Origin of the sequence: Cyclobacterium salsum (assembly GCF_010119245.1) — a bacterium.
GTDB classification, from domain to species: Bacteria; Bacteroidota; Bacteroidia; order Cytophagales; family Cyclobacteriaceae; genus Cyclobacterium; species Cyclobacterium salsum.
Window position 1 is genome coordinate 325,180 of sequence record NZ_WNKG01000004.1, and the last position, 23,271, is coordinate 348,450.

The window sequence follows — 23,271 nt, forward strand, 5'->3', positions numbered from 1 at the left end:
AACAACCGTTAGTAATCAGAAAAGGTGTTTTTGGGTTAATCCGTTTAAAAATAAATTTGTCCGCCCTACCCAATGGGCAGGAGCGGACAAAACTTACCTAACCTAACTACTAAAGTCAAACCAATTTCAACCTTTTCAGGTAATCGATCTGCTCATCTGTAATACAAGCAAACGCACAGGAAGTACTACCTTAAAAAAAATTATTTGGATCAATTTTTACATATTTTATGGATTTCCCTCCATCTGCCAAATGGTAAGAATACGTTACATGCACCATACCATCCGTATCTTGAATCAAAGAAGGGTAAGAAAAGCCACCGAAGTCTTTTTTCTCATCTTCCAGGTACATTTTACCCCGCCAGGTTCTCCCTTCATCATCAGAAACGTACATAGACAGTTTGTACCTGCCATCATCCACATCATTTCCTAAAAAGAGCCAAAGGCCGTTATCCAATGCCAATAATTCCACACTGGCGGTATTGGGAATGGTGGACTTTTCACTGGCGGTCCAGGTCAGCCCTTCGTCAGTAGAATAACTGCGGTGCAACCTATTGGGAGCATCCCCACTATCCCGCATGATAGCCATAATTTCACCGTTTTCCCGCTGCGCTAAAGCGGGCTGAATAGGACCCCTTCCTACAATGGGATTACTGGCAACCCAGGTCTTTCCATCGTCATCCGATAGGGCTACCAATGAAAAGTTAAACCCGTCTGAATAAAGCGGTAACAACAACCTGCCCGACTGCAGAACCAGGGGCTTGATTCGGGTCATCCATCCGATACTGGTTTTTTTGCTATCCTTGCTCGCCTCAATAATCATCTCATCGTACAAAGGCGCATATTCCGCCCAGCCAGAAGTATTGGGAGGCAACTCTTTAAATTTTTGAACTACTTCCTGATGAAATTCTTCGCCTGGCTTGAGAAGTATATTGTCCTGCCAATCCCACATCGGGGCACCGGCATTATCAAATGCCGTACTGGTTCGTAGCCTTAGGATGCTCTGCTCCCAACGATTGGCTTGTACGGCTATCCACACTAAAAATAGCTTTCCCTCCTGATTTAGAAACAATACCGGGTTGCAATCGGGCAAACCGGGAGTATCTGCCATCAAAAAAGGAGCTCCCCATTCCGAATCCCGCTTTCTTAAGCGGGCACCCATAATCCGCACATCATCTGCTGTTCGCTCCCCGGAGCCTTCAAACCAGGCGGTAAGCAGGTCACCATTCGGAAGCGCCACAATGCTGCTTCCATGCACATGTTGTCCTTGTAGAGGAAAAATCAACTGTTCCTGTTCGACAACTTTTTCTTTTGGAATGTATTGGCCATAACCAGAAATACCCAAAAGCATCGCTACCAGACCCGTTAAGAGTATTTTCATTCTGCTCGTTTTCTTCGTTGCATTACTTCTTGCCAGGTAGTAAGGATAATTCCTTCTTCTTCAATAAATTGTTGTAAATCCGGATCCGTCATGGCCAACATGTCTGCATACCGGGACCCGCCGGAGGAGCTAATCCGGTCAAAAACTTTACGGTCTCCGTTGCTGTGGACAATGATCATCATCAACCCTGGTTCCATTTGGGTTAATACCGATTTAAATTGGGCTACCTTGTAATCTCCCCAAGCCTCATCACCAGGCTCACCATCAGGCTTCCAGTTACCACTTACCGTATGCAAATCATCCAATACCGGTAAACCAGAATTCCAGATTTGCTTACCCACTTCCGGAGCTTGATCCGCTAATGGGTTTTTCGGCAATTCCATTCCTTCTTTATAGCTCCCCTCTTTTTTCAGCTGTTTGATCAGGTTATTGTTCATGGAACGCATTAGAAGTTTGTTGTTTCCACCCGGAAACATGACGGGAATTCCGTAATCAACCCCAACTTTAATGTACCGCTCCAAAAAAGGTTGGTGGTAGAAAAGTGTTCCCATGTGGCTGTCCAAATGAGTTGGTTTTAGTCCCATATCCAGTGCCCGGTCTATCTGGGCTCGGATTTCCCGTTCCACTTCGTCGGGACTTGCATTCCGTATTACCTCTTCCACAGAGGGCCAAAGCGCCCCTTCTTCATCCACCAGGCCGGGAACAGCCTCTTTTCCCGAGAGGGGGTGCCAGCGATAATCCTTCCACTCGGAGGTCAAGGTCAGGTGAATACCGGCGTCCATGGGCTCCTGGAGCGCATGCTTCACAAAACTTGCTGCCCAGGGACAAGGCATCATAATACTACAGGAGGTAGCCACCCCCGACTCGATGGACTTGATCGTCCCTTCATTGGACTCATAGGACATGCCTGCATCGTCCACATGGAAAATTACCACTTTTTTTCCGGCAGGAAACCCCAGCTTTTCAGCATAAGTGGCTTCTTCCTGTCCTTTTACCATTTGGGCCGCTAGCACTACCAGGCAGCCTATAATCCAAAATACCTTCATATCCATTCCGTTAAATTCCTTCCAATTTCCCTTTCCAAAAAGCCACTCGCTGCCGGTTCCAGGTATAACAAGCAACTAAATGACCCTCTTCGTAAAACATCGCCGGGTAGGACAACTCATCCTCATCCCCTTCTCCCTTTTCAATATCAAATTTCGGGCCCCATGTATACCCGTTGTCCAGAGATACCGATACGGATATCGGATATCGCGCTCCCCAGTTCTCTGAAACCGGATTATAGATAACTGCGATTTTCTCGCCGCCCAAATGAGCGACATCAATACCACTATTATTGTTTGGCAGTGAGATTTCTTCTACAGGCGACCAGGTCTTGCCGTAATCTTCTGAATCCGCCCGGCAGATATTTCCAGAACTACTCCGCATCAGCATGTGTACATGTCCCGGTTTCGATTCCCATAAAGCTGGTTGAATCACGCCTTCGCCATTTATCTCGTTCCGATCCATTTCCAATTTATCCGTCGCCTCCCAGGTCTTTCCCTCGTCCGCTGACCGGTCCACAAATACTGTCCAAACTTTGTTCTTCTCATCAGAAGCTGGGGCCAGCCAGGTTCCATCTGAAAGTACCAGCATGTGGTTTCTTACCGGGCCCCGTCCCCCTTTATCCCCAGGAACTAATTCTCTGGCTTCTGACCAACTGTCTCCACCATCTTCCGAAACCTGCACCCAGGTTTCCCAGTAATCAATCTCTTTTCCAACTTTAAAAAACAAATATACCTTCCCGTCCGGAGCCTGAAAGAGTACGGGGTTCCAGTGGGGGTCATTACGAACTTTTACCAGCAACTCGGGTTCCGACCAGTTTCCCGGTTTCCCCTTGGCCGTCCAGATGCCCACATCGTCATTTTTTTCATGAGAACCCGCAAACCAAGCTACCAAATATTCTTCTCCATCCAAAGGGATCATGGTAGAGGCATGGCTCTGCGCAAATGGTCTGTCATCACCAAACACATGTTCGTATTGAACGGTATTCACGGTTATTTCTTGATCGGCTTGCATCTCGGGTTCAGCTTCTTGTGAGGTATCCGAGACGGAACCCCCACAGGAAAAAGCAGTAAATAGGGCTACAAAGGTGCCAATTATCAAACTACTATTTTTCATCATTTTCTTAGAATTATTTATTTGTGGATAGACAAGATGGCAAATGTGGATCTGTGCTGGATTCTAGTCGTTTCTATTGATACTGGAAAATCGATTTTTAAACATTAGCATCTATGCTGGTTTCAAAGGGGGGGTATTTCCTGGCCACAAACCGTCCATCAATGACGTTTTTGTAACGTACATTATTTATCCCAAATAGGCCATGGCCGGTAGCTGAGCAGCATTGAGCATAAAGTTGTGAAGCTTGTAGTTTTCTATATAAGCTGGTAGATTTTCACTTCCCGGCCCGTACATGGCCAGTTCCACATGATCAGAGGAATGCCCCGTTCCTGCCCAACCGATGCCGGTATGGTTAGTTTGAATTTGAGCAAAAAGATGATTGGGTACCTTAGTAGAACCGTAAATCCCATCATCATTGAGTTCCTCATAGCTTTTCAACAGGACTTCTGCCTCCTCCTTCTTCAGCTTTAAACCCTGATAGGTTTCAATAAAATCCGTCACTTGCCCAGGCGTATTGGCAGCCGATAACTGGCTCAAGACCCATTCGTTGGAGTGCGAGGTGGTATAGAGTTTACCAAATTTACTCCCATTGAATAAACCGGGATTGGCATTCCCATGGTCTGTAGTCATGATGACCAATGTTTCCCCATCCTTAGCTGCAAAATCCAGTGCAATGCCTACTGCCGCATCAAAATCCAATTGATCGTAGAGTAATCCGGGTGCGTCGTTGGCATGTGCTGCCCAATCTACTTTACCGCCTTCTATTTGCATGGCAAACCCAGATGGATTCTGGGCGAGCAGGGCAATGGCCTTCTTAGACATTTCTGCCAGGGAAGGAACCTTATTTTTTATTTCCGGGTCATTTTCTCTGTCGACGGAATAAGGCATCCCTCCTTCACTAAATACTCCTAAAACAGGATTTTCCCCGTTTAAGGCCATCATTTCAGCTCGATCCAGCGCCACTGAAAATCCCGCGTTTCTAAAATCTCCAAGTAAATCTCGTTTATCCTCTCTTGACTTGCTGTCAAAAAGTGCCTTGCCTCCGCCCATCATCACATCAAATTCCATCTCCAGGTATTTTACCGCTATATCAAACATGGCACTTCTACTCTCTTCATTTACGCAAAACGAAGCCGGAGTAGCGTGGGTAATGGGAACCGTGGTCACACAACCCACCGATTTCCCGGCATTTTTGAACTTCTGCAGGATAGGAACGGGCAGCTCTCCATTTGGACCCACGTTTAGGGATCCGTTCGGCACCCGCATGCCACAACCCCAGGAGCTACCGGCAGCGGCTGAATCCGTAACCAGGGAGTTCGAGGATGCGGTATCCATGAGTGCCCGCTTGGCAAAGCCTCCCTGATAATAACTCACCCACCTGCTTTTCCTGCCTTCCTTCTCCCTGAGTAGTAAATCGGCCATGTTCAGGGTTCCGGTGCTCATGCCATCACTAACCAGAAAAATGATGTTTTTTGCAGCGCTTTTGAAGGACCCGGGCCGGGTGTTTCCATAACCTACTCCCGTGCCCAACGCTCCTAATCCCAACGAGGCCAAAATACTTCTATTAAAGAAATCCCTTCTTTTCATGGTTTTTTATTTTTTATGATTAATCGTTAAAATCTACGCCTGTGTCAAAATCACCTAATCCAAAATTCCTGCTTTTTAGCTGAAATACCAATTTAATAGTACCGCTAAACCTGGTAAAATACCTTGATTTTAACAGTAATAATACCCGATTTCCAGGATTTGTACTATCAAAAAAGATCTTTCTCTAAATAGTACATACCCCTACTTTCAAGTATAGTAGTTAGATCAAGCGACCTTATCAACCTCCTTACTACCTGAAAACCAAATAAATAATATCCGGTAACGGGGGGAGTATGTGGTACGGATTGGTTTGTATAATATGTAAATTAAGATATATTTGTTGTTTCATTTTTTTTTTAAAACTCACCTGTATTAGCGCAATGAACATAGGAATAGATTTAGGAGGAACCAAAATCCAAGTCGGCATTGAGAAGGAAGGTAAGATCATCCATAAAACCAAGGCCTTGTTGAAAGAAAAAGATGACCTTCATTCGACCTTAAATCAGGTGAAACAGTTTATCGAACCTCTTACCCGTCATAAGGTGGAAGGAATCGGAATAGGCGTTCCCTCGGTAGTGGATGTAGAAAAAGGGATCGTTTATAATGTCACAAATATACCTTCCTGGAAGAAAGTTAGCCTAAAAGCCATTTTGGAAGAGGAGTTTAACCTACCGGTATTTGTAAATAACGATGTGAATTGTTTTACGATTGGAGAACATAAATTCGGAATGGGTAAAGAATATTCCTGCCTGGTGGGTATGTCTATTGGCACCGGTCTGGGGTCTGGAATCATTATTGGAAATAAATTGTATGCCGGCACCAATTGTGGTGCAGGAGAAATTGGTCTGCTCCCTTATAAGGATCAGAACATTGAATATTACGCCAGTGGAAATTTTTTCAGTGCCTTTTACCATACCACGGCACTAGATGCCTACAATCAGGCTGAAAAAGGAGACCCCGAGGCCTTATCCCAATGGAATGATTTTGGGCATCATTTTGGGGCAGCGGTACAGGCGGTCATGTACACCTATGACCCGCAAGCCATCGTTATTGGAGGTTCTGTGGCCAATGCCTACCCCTATTTTGAAGCTACCATGAAGGAAAGCTTCAACGATTTTATCTATCCGGAGTCCATCAAAAAATTGAAAATCCACCAGACTAAAAACGAAGATATTGCCCTTTTAGGAGCAGCAGCTTTGGTAGACCTGTCTTTGGAGCATGCAAAGGGAGTCCTCTAGCGAAATTTTGAACTTCATCATCCTTGGAATATCACGAAGACTTTCTCTCAACCACCCGATCCCCAATCCTGTCATGATTTCTTCGCCGATTAAACCTATGATTTCCGTTAGTATTGGTTATCTTCATCACCTGAAAAACAAATGATATGAAAAAAAATAACCTTATCGTAGCCCTTATTCTGTTAATCTTTTTTGTCATTTCTTTTCTAACCAATATTCTAGGTCCAATCATCCCGGATATCATTGACAGTTTTACCCTTAGTATCGGGTTGGCAGGGTTTTTACCTTTTTCTTTTTTTGTAGCCTATGCGGTTATGTCCATTCCCTCGGGTATCCTGGTGGAAAAGTATAAAGAAAAGAAAATGCTAGTCGCGGCCTTTTCACTTGCTTTTGCCGGAGCGCTTGTGTTTGCCCTGATTCCCAGCTTTGGAATTGCCCTTACCTCGCTGTTCATTATAGGTATTGGAATGGCCATTCTGCAGGTCGTTATTAACCCCTTGCTTCGGACTGCTGGAGGAGAAGCCCATTTTGCCTTTAATTCGGTATTAGGGCAATTGGCCTTTGGTGCAGCCTCCTTTCTGAGTCCCATGCTTTACAGCTACCTGGTCACCAATATCCATACGGGCGATCTGGGCTTCTTATTTTCCTTTTTGGATGGAATGGTGCCTGAAAATCTCAAATGGGTGTCCCTTTACTGGGTATTCGCAGGTATCGCCTTTCTGATGGTCATCGTGGTCTACTTCGCCAAATTCCCAAAAGTAGAACTAAAGGAAGACGAAAAAATTGACGTTGGGGTGGCCTTTAAGGAATTATTAGCTAATAAATACGTGGTTTTATATTTCCTGGGAATCTTCTCCTACGTAGGTACGGAACAAGGTATTGCCAATTGGATATCCAAGTTTCTGCAAACCTATCACGGGGTGGACCCGGCCACTACCGGGGCTTCGGTCATTTCCTATTTTTGGGGTTTGCTTACCATCGGTTGTTTGCTGGGCTTATTGCTTTTGAAGTTTATGGATAGTCGTTCCGTCTTGATCCTCTTTACCTCAGGGGCTATTATAGCACTTCTGCTTGCCCTTTTCGGTCCGGTTTCATGGGCACTGATAGCTTTTCCCATGACAGGTTTTTTTGCTTCAGTGATGTGGTCAGTCATATTCTCCCTTGCACTGAATTCTGTCCCTCATCATCACGGTACCTTTTCCGGGATACTTTGCACCGGAATAGCCGGAGGAGCGGTAGTACCCCTGATTGTTGGCGGGCTTGCCGAATTGGTTGGCCTCAAGTTGGCCATGTTATTCCTTTTCATTACGTTGGGCTACATCCTGAGCATTGGCATTTGGGCGAAACCGCTTGTGAGTAACGCCACCAAAAATATCAAGGACATCTTCAAGTAAGGCATGTACAAGATTATTCTGTTGCTGGACTTTGCCGAGGAATACAGTAAAAGTCTACTAAAAGGTATCTCTAAATATTCCGCGGAACATGGCCCCTGGACCTATTGCCGGATGCCCCTATACTACCGGGAAACCATCGGTATTAAAGGGATCCTGGACTGGGCCAAAGACTGGGGTGCTCATGGAATCATCGGACAGCTTTACAATGAAATGGATCTTAAATTGATCATTAACTCCAAAATACCCGTCATTGCCCAAGATTTTAAAGAACGCTTCAGCGAGCTTCCCAATATCACCGGCGCTTACCACGAGGCCGGCGAAATGGGTGCTGAATATTTTCTGAAAAAAGGATTTAAAAACTTTGCCTTTTACGGTTTCAATGATATTGTTTGGTCCCGTGAGCGAGCCGAGGGGTTCGAGAAAAAAATCAATTCGGTCGGGTATAAAGTCAATTACTTTGAACACCGAAAATCGCGTTCCACCGACCTTTGGTATTATAAAAGTAACTCCCTGAGCAAATGGCTGATCTCCCTGCCTAAGCCAATCGCCCTGATGACCTGTGATGATAATCAGGGCCTGCACATCACAGAGGCCTGCAAACAAAACAAAATCAGAATTCCTGAGGAGGTAGCCGTATTGGGGGTAGATAACGATGAAATGCTCTGCGATCTGTCTGATCCTCCCCTTTCCAGCATTGGCCTGGATATAGAAAAAGGAGGTTACGACACGGCCAGGTTGATGGAACATATGATCCAAAACGGGGCTGAGCAGTACTACGACATTCATGTGAAACCTACTCAAATAATCACCCGGCAATCCACGGATATTTATGCCACTAATGACGATTACATTGCCTCCACACTTAAATACATCCACAAAAACATCGAAAAAAACCTTCAGGTAGACGAGGTAGTCCGGCAGGTTCCGCTTTCCAGAAGAAGCCTTGAAAAGCGGTTTCACCAAATTACCGGTTACCCCATTTACAAATACATCTTCAACCTGCGTATTGAAAAGTTCACCCAAAAACTATTGGAGACAGATCAGACCGTGTTTGAAATTGCACTCGATTTGGGGTTGAATGATAGTAAAAACATCGCCAGACAATTCAAACAGGTAAAAGGTTGTAATCCCATTGAATACCGAAAGCGGTACCTGGCTGGTAAATAATCCCATACCGCCTACCCTACCTGAGGGCTGCCAGGCGGCCACTTTAAAAGACAAAAAGCCATCAGTTCAATAGTACAAATCAGCGGCTTAGGGTATTACCTTCAAAAGAATCTATCCTATTCCCGGACCCGGGAATGGGTATGTTTGGGCATAGTTAACTTCCTTCGTATTCAACCGTAGCGTACAACATGAAAAATGTAACTAAAAACACGGTCATTTCCCTGCTGCTGGCCGGCATGGCCTTGGGTACTGCCTGGGCCATTAGAGGACAATTTGGCCACGAACAGGGAGCTGCCTGGGCAGGAGGCATTGGTAGCCTCTGTATTATTTTATTGTCCAAAAAGAAGTCCTGGTACAATAAGGCAATGAAAGCCGCTTTTGCAGGGGCCGTTGGCTGGGGATTGGGAGGCATGATGAGCTACGGTGCCGTGGTAGGGTATGGAAGAGGAGTAGACTTTGTCAACGTCTATTATGGACTGACCATGCTTTTCATCATTGGAGGGCTTTATGGGCTGATCGGTGGGGGGCTTTTTGGCTTGGTGTTGGCAGATCACCCGGAAAAAAAGGTGAAGTGGCACCAGGTCATTACCGAAATGACCGTAGGAGGTGTTATTTTCTATTACTTCATTATTGAACAATTGGGCATTGCCATGACGCCACCCAGATCGGAAGCCTGGGGTGTCTGTGCCGGTATTGGCATTGCCATGATGTACTACCTGGCCCGCAAAAAACAGTATAGTGCCATGCGGGTAGCGGTATTTGCCGGATTAGGAGGCGGGTTTGGCTTTGCATTCGGTAATTTCCTTCAAGTCCTGGGAAATGTCGCCGAAGTGTCATTCAATATGTGGAACGTGATGGAATATTCGCTCGGGTTTTTTGGCGGATTGGGCATGGCCTATGGTGCCTTTACCGGTTCCTGGCCAAAAGAGGAGGATAATTATCGGTATTCGTATCGCAACCTAACCCTTCCCATGATAGGTTTTATCTTACTTATACCCTTCATCGTTTGGCAGCAATCATTCGTCATGAAGGATCTGGAAACCACCCTCGGCAGGCTTATCGACGATCCCGCACTTTGGGTTCGAATGGTCCAATGGGTGGCACTCATGGCCTTCCTGATCCCTGCTATTACCTGGATCAGCCTTTTTTCCAATAAAAAGGGAAACGTCGGTCAAGGAATGAGCTATAAAGAGGTTATGGGTGTTTTCATTACCTCTTTTGCCGTGTATATCATTTTTACCATTTTGATTACCGGCTCCTTTTTAAGTTTCTACCGAATCGAGCAATTTCTATACATTATTAACTTTATAGTAATTATATTCTTAATCCAAAAATTTCAGCCCCAAATCAGGATAAAAAAAGCACATCCGAAAAAATGGAGCTATATGGTTTTGGGAATCCTGTTGTTGCTGGCCGTTCTAAGCCTGATTGCGATCAGCATTCACGGTGAAATGCCGGGGATGAACAAACGCTTTGAATGGTAACTAGCTATTAAGCAAATTAACAGGGGATTAGCTGCTTTCCGATCCCCTGTCTTAATAGATTCCAGTAACGTTAATATTCAGGAATATCCGGAATTTTATGGATCAGCTTATTTGCACCTGTTTCATCTTTAATCAAGTCGAATGCATCATAAAGCTTCCCCGTCACGGTATAAGCTTCATATTCCAATCGATCGCTTTCTACATGGATAAGCTGATACATTTGGGTGTTGGATGCTTTTCGATGCATCCAGGGATAATCTTCGGCTTCATACATCTTTAATCCGGCCATGGATACCACGTAAACCGTCCCCGTCTCCTCGGCCAGCACCTCCGTCATACGACCATTTTGGCTCCATCACTTGCTTCTGCCCATTCGATTTCACCCTTGGAAACATCCGCTGAAGTTCTCCAATTTACGGCTATCGAGTGAGTTGGGTTTTCAGTCAGGTTTAAAATGATCCGATCAGGATAGGCCCCCGGCATCCAGTAAGCATCCTTTTCGGACAGACTGGCTTCCTGCCCCGATAGAGTGCCATAAAAACCGCTAAAAAGCAAAATGAGTAGGTTGATTTTATAAAAAGCAATAAGCTTTTTCATGTTTGTAAGTGAAAATTTAATTTTGGGTATGAAAATAGGCACCGGAAATACCCCATTTGAGGTGTCCGTTACCTGGCCATCAGGCGGCTCAGGTCTGCCAGCGTTGGTGGAAAAGAAAAAAGTCCCCCCCTACCGGAGTAGAGGAGAACTTTTCATTAAGTATTGGTATCAACCAAAAATATTAGAAAGGGACATTGGTGCCCTGATACAACCATGGTTTAGACCATGGACTATCCTCACCGAAGTTTCCGGAAAAAGGGGTCACTTCAAGCCCATCCAAAGCGGCTTCTATGTTAGATGAATTGTTATTGTATTCATCGTTGCCATATTGAAACCTGATGGCAACCTCTGGCTGTGGAGAAAGGGGACCGGCCTCCAGAGCAGGATATCCTGTTCTTCGGAAATCAGCAAAAGATTCAGCAGCAGCTGTCCAGCTGGCCACCCATTTTTGTTCCATTATTTGCTCTAGTGAATTGTTAAAACTGATTTCTGGCTGACTGATGAAGGAATTGTACTCATCAGCCCTGTTCCAGGTTTCCAGCGACTGCTCTATGGCTTTATTGTAATGGGTTTCGGCATCTCCCACATTCCAGCCTTTCAAGGCAGCTTCGGCAAAGATAAAGCTCACTTCTGCTGCGGATATGATCCTGGCCTTCAAGATATCACCGGGGGATCCCTCGGTGCTATAAATGGGCGCTAGCTGAGAAACATGCTGGTTTTGCGTTCCCTGACCTGGAGAAGGATTTCCATTATAGGATTCTGGAACCGTTATTCCAGGAGGAAGTCCTACATAAAGGTCCTCATTGTAATCTTCTTCTGCCAGATTCGGATTGTACCGCCGGGTAAATTTCACGTCTGAATATAGCTCAACAAAGTCATCGTAGGGGTATGTTTCCACTCCCAAAGGTTCTCCATTTGCCCGAATAAATTCTTCTGAAGCCACCTCTAGGGATTCATCAGCTACCCATTGCACCCGCACCGAATCAAACCATACCGTTAAACGGGGGTCGTTGGTACCCGTCAACTGGTCGATAAAAGTCTGACAAGCCTGGTACCGCTGAAAATCGTCGGGGTTTAAACGAACGTGCCTGGAAAGCCACTGGTCGTTAGCTCCTCCGGTGTAATCCAGGGTAGCATCCTGCGAAGGATCCTGAATATAGATTCCGCTACTAAAAATGGCCTCTACTCCTGCCCTGGCCACATCTGGTTTTTTCTCAGATAAGCGCATGTAATACCTTAAAAGAAGGGAGTTGGCAAAGCGCTGCCAGCTTTGGGTATCGCCATTGTAATACAGGTCATTACCGCTGGTAACCCCTTCTCCGGAAGCAGATCCCAACACTTGTACCGCTTCTTGCAGGTCCGCAATGATGCCATCATAAATGACTTCTTGGCTATCAAACGAAGGGTATTGAAGGTCCTCTCCTCCCTGGTCACCTTTCAGTGCATTCGTATAAGGAGCATCGCCCCATAAGTCCGCTATATTACCAAATACAAATGACTTCATGGTAAGGCCTACTCCCTGAAAGAAATGGTTATCCAGTTCCTCTCCCCTTTCAATCATCAACTCGTTGGTACGTAATATATCGTACCAGCCAGTCCAGTTGCGGTTGCTCCATTCATAATGGTTGTGACCACCGTACCAGCCATTCTTCTGTGTATGCTGAACAGCACCTGCCAGGTCATTATAACCAAGGTTTACATAATCCTGGGCTGCGGAAGACAATACCGTTGGCATCAACAAATTCGGATTGGCATTGGTAGGCTCTATTCCATAAGGATTGATGTTCATCTCATCTAGTTTCTCGTCACAACCCGAGAATAGAACCAATCCGAATACGAATAAAGCTATTTTTCGAAAATCAAATAAATGCTTCATGATTTGTATATTAAAGGAATTTACAAATTAAAATTAAGTTTGAACCCTACCGGAACACTCCAGGGCATTACATTCTGCCTTTCGATTCCCTGGCGGAATTGAGAAGCTGTATCTCCCTGGCTTCCCCCTCCTGACCAGAAGGCTCTTTCAGGATCAATGCCTATGTCTGCCTTGGTCCACAACATGATGTTTCTTGTGTAGACGGCAAAAGTGACGTTACGGAAAGCACCGAAATCGGGAATTCGGTAACCCAGAGACAGTTCTCTCAATTTAATGAAAGAGGCGTCAAAGGTAACCTGCTCATTAAATCTCCAGGCATAAGTATTTGTAATCGGGTAGATATTAGTCTCAGGTCCACCCAAATGCTCCTCATACTCGTCATCGCTGTAATCGTCAGGAGTATCTGCCCCCGCAGTCTGAATCACCCCGGGTATAAAGGCTCCGTCAGTTCCATTAGCATCCACAGGAAAACCACCTGTCTCTGCAGTATGCCCTCCTACTCTTGGGAAATTACCTGGCTGTGGAATGATATACTTATCCGGGTTTGATTTCAATAGCTCCACCAATTCGGCATCTGAATACAAACCACCTGGGATCAGGTTATCCAACTGCCGCTGGGATTTCCAGTCAGACTCCCCATATCGGTACGTAAAGGACATAAACTCTCCACCAGATCTCCAGTCAAGACTGGCATTCAAGACAAATCGCTTGTAGCTCAGACTGGTTTGCGCTCCAAGAATGAAATCAGGATTAAAATTCCCTACTTTGCGAAGCTCCTCATCAACTCCACGGAAGGCTTGCCAGGATCCCGTACTAGTCAAAATGGGCCATTGATAGTAAGGAGAATTAGGATCTTCTACTTGAGCAAAACCCGAGCTATACATATCTCCGATATTTTCTCCAAGGAAGGTAATCGCTCCAGCATCATTTTCACCCCAAAGGATGATTCGGTCCAGGTTTTCGCTCAGTTCCACCACTCTGGTTCGGTTTCTGCTCCAGTTTAGGTTGATATCCCAGTTCCAGCCATTCCTGCTCAATGGTGTACCTCCCAAGGTAAATTCCAAACCTCGGCTTTGGATCAACCCGGCATTGATCAATCTGCTGCTGAATCCAGAAGAACGGGGAAGGTTTACAGCAAAGATCTGGTTTCGGTTATCTACTGTATAATAGGTACCGGTAAAACGCAATCTGTTTTGAAACATGTTCAAATCAATACCTGCTTCGATTGAGGTTGCTTCCTCAGGCTTAAGATCTGGGTTTAACAAACCCGAGGGCATGGCAGCAGTATTGATATTGTTGTACAATCCGGTACTTAGATTCTGAACCAGGCGATAAGGATCAGTGTCGTTACCTACCTGCGCCCATCCGATTCGAGCCTTAAGCATATCGATGTTTTCTGGCAAATTAAAGGTATAATTGGCCAACCAGCTCAAAGACGCGGATGGATAAAAATACGACCGATTTTCAGCGGGCAAGGTAGATGACCAGTCATTCCTCGCTGTTAGATCCAAATACAATTGATCGGCATATCCAAAAGATGCCAAACCATACACACTGTAAATGGCTCGTTTGAAATAACCACTTCCTACAGAGCGGTTATCGGCAGGAATGTTCTGCACATTATAAATGCCTGGTACCACTAGCCCGTTGTTTCGGTTTCCGCCTACTCCAACGCTATTATTAGAGCCAAATCGGGTCATGATATTCCCCCCGGCAGAGGCATTGAAATCCAATTCACCTAAATCCTGCTTGAAGCTGGCCAAAATGTCCGCATTGGATTCTTGCGTCAGCAGGTCGGTGGTGTAATAGCCGCCTCTGGCCATGCGGCTATAGCTAAATGGAATTTTGGTTTCCCTATTCTCGTTAGACCTGTCCAGTGAATACCGGGCGGTGATATTAAAATTATCATTGAATTGGTAATCTAGCGAAGCATTCCCAAATATGCGGTCCCTTCTGAAAGCATTTTCTATACCGTAGGCGATGAAATAAGGATTGTCTCCTGCAGTGGTCCTGATTTGTTGTATTCCTTCCTGGCCTTCTACCCATATGTTTCGCATCTCATTGTAATTTACATAAGATGAGTTGTAGACGGCTTCCAGTGGATTTGCCCGTCGGTCTCCCGTACTTGGACGGTCATTGGACATGCTATTACTGTAGTTGAAATTCGAACTGAAAGTCAACTTCTCCAGTATGTTGTAGGTAACCGAAGTGGAAATGTTGTTTCGGAATAGGTCGGAATTCGGGATCATGCCCTTGTGCAACATATTGGAATAGGAAACCCGGTATGTGGCATCGTCATTTCCGCCGCTCACGGCCAAATTGTTTGTTGACGTCACTCCCGTTTGCATGAAATCCTTCATCGCATTTGGATAGGATCGCAACTCGGTAGGAATGGGGTTGCCGTTTTCATCTACCGGGCTGTTCCACTGAATAGCGGTATTTCCGGCATCCAGTTCAGGACCTCCCCAATAAGCTGAACCTTCATTAAATACACCTTCCCGATTACCATTGGCATAGCGGTAATGGAAATCCAGCAGACGGGTAGGTCTTTCGAATACATTACTGGTCGAAAAGGATACCCCCATGTCTTTTCGCTTACTGCCAGACTTTGTGGTGATCAACACGACCCCGTTACCGGCCCTGGTTCCGTACAGGGCTGCTGCACTAGGGCCTTTCAATACACTGATATTGGCAATGTCATCCGGATTAATATCCGAAATGGCGTTACCATAATCCACCTGGTTACCATCTCCATTTTGAGAAATGTTATTCAGGGAATTGGACATGGGCACTCCATCAACGACAAATAGGGGCTGATTATCGGTAGTCAGAGAGGTTGCCCCCCGGATCACCATGCTCATGGAAGAGCCCGGCCCACTGGTTTGGTTAATGGTAACTCCAGGCATTCTGCCTGCTAGTGAACTCAATACGTTTTCCTGAGACACCTGCGTGACATCCTCCGCATTTACTGTGGACACATCGTAGCCGAGGGATCGTTGGTCTCGCTCAATACCCAGGGCGGTTACCACCACTTCATTCATGGCAGCCATGGATTCCTGCAGGGTCACATCTACATTAGTGCGGTTCCCTACGGTTACTTCCTGATTCTCAAAACCTACATAGGAGAATACCAAAACGGAATTCGGACCGGCCACATCAATGGTATAGGCCCCGTCAATGTCGGTAACGGTTCCGTTATTCGTTCCTTTTTCCAAAATAGTCACCCCTGGTAGACCGGCATTATCCTCCTCAGAGGTAACGGTTCCCCGAATCGTAACAGCAATGGCATCATCCATCGTGCTGGAAGCATGTATCGGATTACCTGCACTGGTGGCCGGAAAGCTAGTTGCCTCCGCCAGCAGGCTGCCGGTGGAAACCAGCCCAACCGATAAAAGTGGTACCATCCACTTTAACATTTTTTTAGTACGGCGTTTTTTCATAACTCATTAAATTGATTTGCAGTTTTAATTTAGTTTTCATTCAATTCTATCGGAATATTCTTTTCCAAACCTTGTCTCTAATGGGACCTCCTATCTCTATTAATGGTATCTAATTAATTTGCACTATTTATTGCGTTCGTCATTGGAATTTTTTTTTCTATGTTCGGTCTGTTCTCCGCTTCATAATCATCCATTATTTTATCGAAATAGGCTTTCATGCTTTCTTCCAGATAACCAACTGTTTCCTGATCTTCCATTCCATTAAGCAACTCCTCAAACTCCTCCCGGGAAATCCTATTTTGTACAAGCCGTTGAAGCAAAGCGGCCGTTTCTTTCTTTTTCATATGTTTGCCCTCCACCGTATATACCATCCGGGTCAAAAAAAAGACTATCTCCTTCATTTCTTTTTTGTTATGAAAAAAATGTGAAGGCATTTAACAATTACTTAAATAGCCTGATTTCAATGGATCATGTAGTATTATCTAGTGATACACTATTTCTTTATTAGAAAACATTTTAAAATCAATGTCTATATGAAAAAACCGAGCTTGTTAGTTTACTGGATTTGGATCCTGCCCTTTTCCTGTGGTCCCCATCAAAGTACTGACGTAGAATTGCTTTCCGTTTCTGAAACCATGGACAAGGTCGTTACCAGAATGTATGAAGAATGGGATAGTGAAACCCTGGATACGGTTTCCCACGAATTCGTAGAACACTACCTAAGCGAAGAAGAAAAAGCGTCACTCGCCACCCAGTATTGGAAATTTCAGATCAATGTGCCCGCCACCGTATCCCTGATGCGGGACAAAGCGCAGGAAAAAATCCCTTTCTGGCTTGAAACCTCAGGATTTGAACCAACGGGAATGGAAGTAGAAAATGAAATTTATACGTACGAGGTATGGCAGAAAGATTTTGACGCGGGCGAGGTTCGTCTGGGTATCAATGGTTTTGGAAAACACCGACCTGTTTACTTTCCAGCGCTTGCCCCCCAAGATCCAAATGACAGCTTGACCATCACTCCGGTATTTCCGGAAGAGCAACACATTGAACTATTGAAACCAGGTGCCTTTACTTACCATGACTGGGATGGATTGACCATTACAGAAGTTCCGAAACCCCTTCTTGGACAACAGCTGCTAACCACCATCCGGGGAAGGGCCAGGGAAGCACATCTGGTAAATGCCTTTCGAACCACGGAGTTTCCAAGCAGTGAAAAACCAGACCATTTATTGTTGACCTGGAGTGAGGACCCCACCACTTCGATGGACATTCAATGGAGAACATCCGACGAGGTTTCCGAAGGAAGCGTTCGCTATTGGGAAAAAGGAACAGCTGACACCTCCGAAATTTCAGCCGAACGGTACGTAATGGAGGACAGACTCCTGCAGAATGACCGGTACATCCATCGTTTTACGGCAAAACTCCGCACTTTAAATCCGGGAACGGAGTACGGCTACCAGGCAGGGACTGATACGGGGGGCTGGTCGGAGACGCAGTCTTTTTCAACCACGGCTAGTGAGGAAAAGCCTTTCTCCTTCATTTGGTTTGGAGATGTGCACAATTCAGAAATCTGGGGAAATTTGATTCAAAAATCAGAAACCCAACATCCCGAAAATGAATTTTATATCATCGCAGGAGACCTGGTAAATACCGGACTTTACCGAAATGACTGGGATGAACTGTTCGAATATGCCGGGGAAACCGTCTCCCGAAAACCCCTGATGGCAGTCCCGGGAAATCACGACAGCCAGGATGGTCTGGGAGCTTGGATGTACGAGCAGATGCTGAGTTTGCCCGCCGACAGTCCTCCAGAGATGGAAGGCAGAACCTATGCTTTTGACTACCAAAATGTGCTCTTTCTGATGATTGACGTTACCTTACCCCTGAAAGACCAAACGGACTGGATTGAAGCTAAATTAAAAGAATCAGAGGCAACCTGGAAAATTGCTGTGTTTCATTTTCCACCCTATAACGGCGTGGAACCCTACGAGGATATTCAGGAGCTCTGGGGACCTCTCTTTGATCAATACCATGTAGACCTGGTCATGGGTGGCCACTTTCACTACTACATGCGCTCCAAGCCGATGCAAAATGGCGAAGTACAGGCCTCACCAGCCGACGGCACCATTTACTGGATCTCCATTGGCACCACGGGTAAAAATGAGGGCATTCCCAGGGAACCCTATGCGGAAGTGCAGTTTCCAGCGTCTCATCTGTATCAATACATTACCATAGACGGTATGGAACTCCGGGCAGAAACCATCAATTTGGAGGGCGAGCAAGTCGATCAATTTTCCATTAGCAAATAGCCTTTACTGCATTTCCAAACTCCTAATCTGCCCACCCAAAAAAGGTGGGCAGATTTTTTTTATCTGGAATAGATATCAGGAAAATTACCAATTTCCCCGGTATCACGGTTTGAGAATTACGGAGTTAAACAAAGTAGCTGTCCCTGAAACCTTTGAAATAAAGTAGGCTGATGATTTTATTTATTTTCGGATATAAATTGGAAGATCCACTGGATTCCATGTATTTTTAAATGTGAATCCGGAAACGGGAATTTACTTCGAAATTCAATAATCCAAGCCAGATGTACTTAATATTTGATACCGAAACCACCGGGCTTCCCAGAGACTACAATGCTCCTATTTCAGATCTGGCCAACTGGCCACGGCTGGTCCAGTTGGCCTGGCAGTTACATGATGAAAAGGGCGGATTAGTTTCCCAGCAGAATTTTATAGTTAAGCCAGAGGGCTTTACCATTCCCTACAATGCCGAAAAAATTCACGGGATTTCTACCCAACGAGCGCTAAAAGATGGTCACGAACTGGAGCAGGTATTGGAGGCGTTTGAAAAGGACCTTGAAAAGTGCCGCTTCCTGGTGGGGCATAACATTGGATTTGATATCAATGTGGTAGGTGCTGAAATGTTGCGGGCAAAAAGGCCCGGTAACTTATTGGAAAAAGAAAGCCTGGATACCAAGGACCTTTCCACCGATTTCTGCGCCATACCTGGTGGGAAAGGCGGCAAATACAAATGGCCTACCTTGCTGGAACTGCATACCAAATTGTTTGGGCAGGGTTTTGGAGATGCCCACGATGCTGCTTATGATGTGGACGCTACCGCCAAATGTTTTTTTGGCCTGATTAAGGAAAGGGTGTTGCCTCCTGCAGAAGGGTTCTCACTGGAAGAAGTCCTGTATGAGGCTCCTGATCTGGACGAGGCCAACTTTGCCGCAGCCAAAGACGATGAAAAAACCGCGGCCAAAAAAGTATTAAAGGCAGCTGACGGGGCAGATATTTCGGACCTGGAAGGCGTTCCTTTCAGCCACTTGCATGTCCATACCCAGTTTTCCATCTTACAGGCCACTTCCGAAATACCCGTGGCCATACAGCGGGCCAAACAACTGGGCATGCCCGCACTGGCCATGACCGACCATGGCAACATGATGGGTGCTTTTCACTTTGTAAGGGAGGCTTACAATCAGGGAATCACTCCCATAATTGGCTGTGAATTTAACCTCTGCCGGGATCGGAAAAATAAGACCAACAAAGACGATGGATTCCAAACGGTACTGTTGGCTAAAAACAAAAAAGGCTATCACAATCTGGCCAAACTCTCTTCCTACGCAAATATTGAAGGGTTTTACTATTTGCCCCGAATCGACCGGGAACTGCTCGTCGAATACAAGGAAGACATCATTGCTACCACCGGGGGACTGTGGGGAGAAATTCCGTACCTCATCCTTAACGTAGGAGAAACCCAGGCAGAGGAGGCATTTGTCTGGTGGCTGGACCAATTTGGCGAGGATTTTTACATCGAGCTAAACCGCCATGGCATTCCCGAAGAAGAAAAGGTCAATGAGGTATTATTGCAATGGGCAGCTAAGTACCAGGTTCCCTACTTTGCCGCGAATAATAGCTACTACAATACCAAAACAGACGCAAAAGCGCACGATATTTTACTTTGTGTAAAGGATGGCGAATTGGTAGCAAAACCCAAAAAATACGTTGGCAAAAGGGGGCGGGAATACCGTTATGGCTTTCCGAATGAAGAATTTTACCTCAAAAGTCCGGAGGAGATGAAAAAACTCTTTGCAGACCTTCCGGAAGCCATTGCCTGTACCAATGAGATTGTAAAAAAAATAGAACCCTTCCAATTAGCCCGGGAGGTATTGCTGCCAAAGTTTGACATTCCTGAAGAATTTATTGCTCCCCAAGATAAGGTGGATGGAGGAAACCGGGGTGAAAATGCTTACCTAAGGCATCTTACCTACGAAGGAGCCAAAAAGCGATACAAAACCCTCAGCGATGAAATCAAGGAGCGGCTTGATTTCGAATTGGAAACCATAGAAAGGACAGGATATCCCGGTTATTTTTTGATCGTTCAAGACTTTACCAGGGCCGCCAGGGATATGGGTGTCTCGGTAGGACCGGGCCGGGGCTCGGCGGCTGGATCGGCGGTGGCTTTTTGTGTGGGCATTACCAATGTAGACCCCATCGCCTATGATCTCCTGTTCGAGCGTTTTCTGAATCCGGACCGGGTTTCCCTCCCGGATATTGATATTGACTTTGACGATGAAGGGCGTCAGCGGGTGATCGATTACGTAATCGAAAAATACGGTGCCAATCAGGTGGCACAAATCATTACCTACGGTACCATGGCTGCCAAATCGGCTATTAGGGATACGGCGAGGGTGTTGGACCTACCGCTATCAGAGGCAGACAGGCTTGCCAAATTGGTGCCTGACATCAAATTAAAAAGCCTCTTTGAGCTTGCCAATGACCGTCCCCGCCTTTCCGCCAAACTTAAAAACAATAACGAGAATCTGGATAAAGCCCTGGAACTGATCCGTATCTCCAAGGGCAATGACGACAGTGCCAAAACGGTAAATCAGGCAAAGGTGCTGGAAGGATCCGTCCGAAACACCGGCATTCATGCCTGCGGAGTCATCATCACCCCCGATGACATCACGAACTTTGTACCAGTCGCATTGGCCAAGGATTCGGACATGGTCTGTACCCAGTTTGACAACTCGGTAGTAGAAAATGCCGGGTTGCTTAAGATGGATTTTTTGGGATTGAAAACCCTGACCCTCATAAAAGATGCGGTTCGAATCATACAAGAGCGACATGGCATTCAGCTGGATCCTGAAAATTTCCCCATAGACGATCAGAAGACCTACGAACTGTTTCAAAGAGGGGAGACCGTTGGCATTTTCCAATACGAATCTGCTGGCATGCAAAAGTATATGAGGGAGCTTAAACCCACTGTATTTGCCGACTTGATTGCCATGAATGCCTTGTACCGTCCGGGACCACTGGAATACATCCCCAGCTTTATCAAAAGAAAACATGGGACGGAAGCCATCTCCTATGACTTGGAGGATATGAAAGAATTCCTGGAAGAAACCTACGGAATTACGGTCTATCAGGAGCAGGTGATGCTACTCTCCCAAAAACTAGCGGGTTTCACAAAGGGCGAAGCGGACGTTCTTCGGAAAGCCATGGGAAAAAAACAAAAGGATGTACTGGACAAGATGAAACCCAAATTCATCGACCAGGCGGCTTCCAAAGGGCACGATTCCAAAAAGCTTGAAAAAATATGGAAAGATTGGGAAGCTTTTGCTTCCTACGCGTTTAACAAATCGCACTCTACCTGTTATGCCTGGATAGCTTACCAAACGGCCTACTTGAAGGCCCACTATCCGGCCGAATACATGGCTTCGGTACTGAGTAATAACATGAATGACATCACTCAGGTAACCTTCTTTATGGAGGAGTGCAAGCGAATGGGCATACAGGTATTAGGGCCGGATGTAAACGAATCCAAAAGTGACTTTACGGTAAATATGGAAGGGCAGGTACGCTTCGGCATGGCCGCGATCAAAGGAACCGGAAATGCAGCAGTGCAGGCCATCATCGAAGAACGGGAAGCCTCGGGGCTCTACAAAAATATTTTTGATTTTACCAAACGGGTCAACCTTCGGGCGGTAAATAAAAAAACCATGGAAGTGCTGGCCATGGCCGGTGGCTATGACTGCTTCAGCGAATTTCACCGCAGGCAATATCTGGAGGCTGCCGACGGAGAAGCCAGCCTGCTTGAAAAAGCCGTAAAATACGCCCAAAAGGTAATCCAGGAAGAGGAAAGTTCTCAGGTGTCGTTGTTTGGCGGAGGAAATGGAACCGATATTCCACTCCCCACCATTCCTCCACTGGAGCCCTTTAGCCAGTTGCAGCAGCTCAATATCGAAAAAGAAGTCGTGGGGCTGTACATTTCCGGCCATCCGCTGGATCAGTTCAAGGTAGAAATAGAAGCTTTTACCAATACCAGTTTACCGGAATTAACGGATCTCTCCCAGGTAAAAAACAAAGGCGAAATAAAATTGGCAGGGGCTGTCACTTCCTTTGCTCACCGTACTACCAAGAACGGAAAACCATTTGGAACACTCAGCCTGGAGGATTATCAGGGGGCACACACCTTCTTCCTTTTTGGAGAAGATTACGTGAAATTTAAACAGTATTTCATGACCGGATGGTTTTTATACCTTTCCGGCAGTGTACACCCTAATAAATACAAACCGGGAGAATATGAGTTTAAGATCAATCAGATGACCTTATTAAATGAAATCCGAGGCCGCATGATCAAAGGAGTCCGGGTGCATATAGACCTGGATGACCTTAGCCTGGACTTGATGGAAAAACTCGAAGAGATCAGCAAAAAGTACCAGGGGGAGGCAAAACTCTACATCAATATCATTGACAATAAAGAAAATATAACGCTGGACCTCATGTCGTCCCGGTATAAGATAGACCCATCCAATGATTTAATCCAGGCCCTGGAAAAGCTTCCGGAGGTGGCCTATAAAATCATTTAAGTAGGGTCGGCGGAAAATATGGACATCTGATGGAACTAATCAGATGATAATCTGATTAAGATATATATTTTCA

Annotated in this window: 15 protein-coding genes; 6 read left to right on the plus strand and 9 right to left on the minus strand. The window is 45.7% G+C overall.

Annotated features, from left to right (window positions below; translation table 11 throughout):
- Positions 1-190: 190 nt before the first annotated feature.
- From GJS45_RS08715 to GJS45_RS08730, 4 genes are all read right to left on the minus strand, one after another.
- Complete coding sequence (locus GJS45_RS08715) at positions 191-1,378, minus strand: sialidase family protein (protein ID WP_162341088.1); 1,188 nt, start codon at positions 1,376-1,378, stop codon at positions 191-193.
- On the minus strand, positions 1,375-2,424 hold the full coding sequence (locus tag GJS45_RS08720; RefSeq protein WP_162341089.1) for a polysaccharide deacetylase family protein: 1,050 nt from the start codon (positions 2,422-2,424) through the stop codon (positions 1,375-1,377). The genes GJS45_RS08715 and GJS45_RS08720 overlap by 4 nt, the downstream gene beginning before the upstream one ends.
- A gap of 10 nt (positions 2,425-2,434) precedes the next feature.
- The gene (locus GJS45_RS08725; RefSeq protein WP_235954685.1) at positions 2,435-3,541 is read right to left on the minus strand and encodes a sialidase family protein; all 1,107 of its coding nucleotides are present in this window, start codon (positions 3,539-3,541) and stop codon (positions 2,435-2,437) included.
- Between the two features lie 183 nt (positions 3,542-3,724).
- Positions 3,725-5,125, minus strand: coding sequence for an alkaline phosphatase (locus tag GJS45_RS08730; protein ID WP_162341090.1), 1,401 nt, complete (start codon positions 5,123-5,125; stop codon positions 3,725-3,727).
- A 380-nt stretch (positions 5,126-5,505) separates the two neighbouring features.
- On the opposite strand from GJS45_RS08730, the gene GJS45_RS08735 reads away from it, so the two are divergent.
- From GJS45_RS08735 to GJS45_RS08750, 4 genes are all read left to right on the plus strand, one after another.
- Entirely contained in the window at positions 5,506-6,363 is an 858-nt protein-coding gene (locus GJS45_RS08735; protein ID WP_162341091.1) for an ROK family protein, read from the plus strand.
- A 146-nt stretch (positions 6,364-6,509) separates the two neighbouring features.
- Positions 6,510-7,757, plus strand: coding sequence for an MFS transporter (locus GJS45_RS08740; RefSeq protein ID WP_162341092.1), 1,248 nt, complete (start codon positions 6,510-6,512; stop codon positions 7,755-7,757).
- A gap of 3 nt (positions 7,758-7,760) precedes the next feature.
- A complete protein-coding gene (locus GJS45_RS08745) occupies positions 7,761-8,924 on the plus strand; it encodes a DNA-binding transcriptional regulator (RefSeq protein WP_162341093.1) in 1,164 nt (387 codons plus the stop codon).
- A 188-nt stretch (positions 8,925-9,112) separates the two neighbouring features.
- Complete coding sequence (locus tag GJS45_RS08750; RefSeq protein ID WP_162341094.1) at positions 9,113-10,408, plus strand: hypothetical protein; 1,296 nt, start codon at positions 9,113-9,115, stop codon at positions 10,406-10,408.
- A gap of 70 nt (positions 10,409-10,478) precedes the next feature.
- Here GJS45_RS08750 and GJS45_RS08755 read toward each other — a convergent pair whose 3' ends face one another.
- The 5 genes from GJS45_RS08755 to GJS45_RS08775 form a co-directional block, all read right to left on the minus strand.
- Positions 10,479-10,745 carry a hypothetical protein gene (locus tag GJS45_RS08755; RefSeq protein WP_162341095.1) on the minus strand — a complete coding sequence of 89 codons (267 nt, stop codon included), beginning with the start codon at positions 10,743-10,745 and terminating at the stop codon, positions 10,479-10,481.
- Positions 10,742-11,005, minus strand: a complete 264-nt coding sequence (locus tag GJS45_RS08760; RefSeq protein WP_162341096.1) for a hypothetical protein — start codon at positions 11,003-11,005, stop codon at positions 10,742-10,744. Before GJS45_RS08760 ends, GJS45_RS08755 begins: the two co-directional genes overlap by 4 nt.
- 181 nt (positions 11,006-11,186) lie before the next feature.
- Positions 11,187-12,881, minus strand: coding sequence for a SusD/RagB family nutrient-binding outer membrane lipoprotein (locus GJS45_RS08765; RefSeq protein WP_162341097.1), 1,695 nt, complete (start codon positions 12,879-12,881; stop codon positions 11,187-11,189).
- 20 nt (positions 12,882-12,901) lie between these two features.
- The gene (locus GJS45_RS08770; RefSeq protein WP_235954686.1) at positions 12,902-16,285 is read right to left on the minus strand and encodes a SusC/RagA family TonB-linked outer membrane protein; all 3,384 of its coding nucleotides are present in this window, start codon (positions 16,283-16,285) and stop codon (positions 12,902-12,904) included.
- 149 nt (positions 16,286-16,434) lie between these two features.
- A complete protein-coding gene (locus GJS45_RS08775) occupies positions 16,435-16,722 on the minus strand; it encodes a hypothetical protein (protein ID WP_162341099.1) in 288 nt (95 codons plus the stop codon).
- 132 nt (positions 16,723-16,854) lie between these two features.
- On the opposite strand from GJS45_RS08775, the gene GJS45_RS08780 reads away from it, so the two are divergent.
- Both GJS45_RS08780 and dnaE read left to right on the plus strand, forming a co-directional pair.
- The gene (locus GJS45_RS08780) at positions 16,855-18,630 is read left to right on the plus strand and encodes a purple acid phosphatase family protein (RefSeq protein WP_162341100.1); all 1,776 of its coding nucleotides are present in this window, start codon (positions 16,855-16,857) and stop codon (positions 18,628-18,630) included.
- A gap of 281 nt (positions 18,631-18,911) precedes the next feature.
- A complete protein-coding gene (gene dnaE / locus GJS45_RS08785) occupies positions 18,912-23,198 on the plus strand; it encodes a DNA polymerase III subunit alpha (protein WP_162341101.1) in 4,287 nt (1,428 codons plus the stop codon).
- Positions 23,199-23,271: the final 73 nt, after the last annotated feature.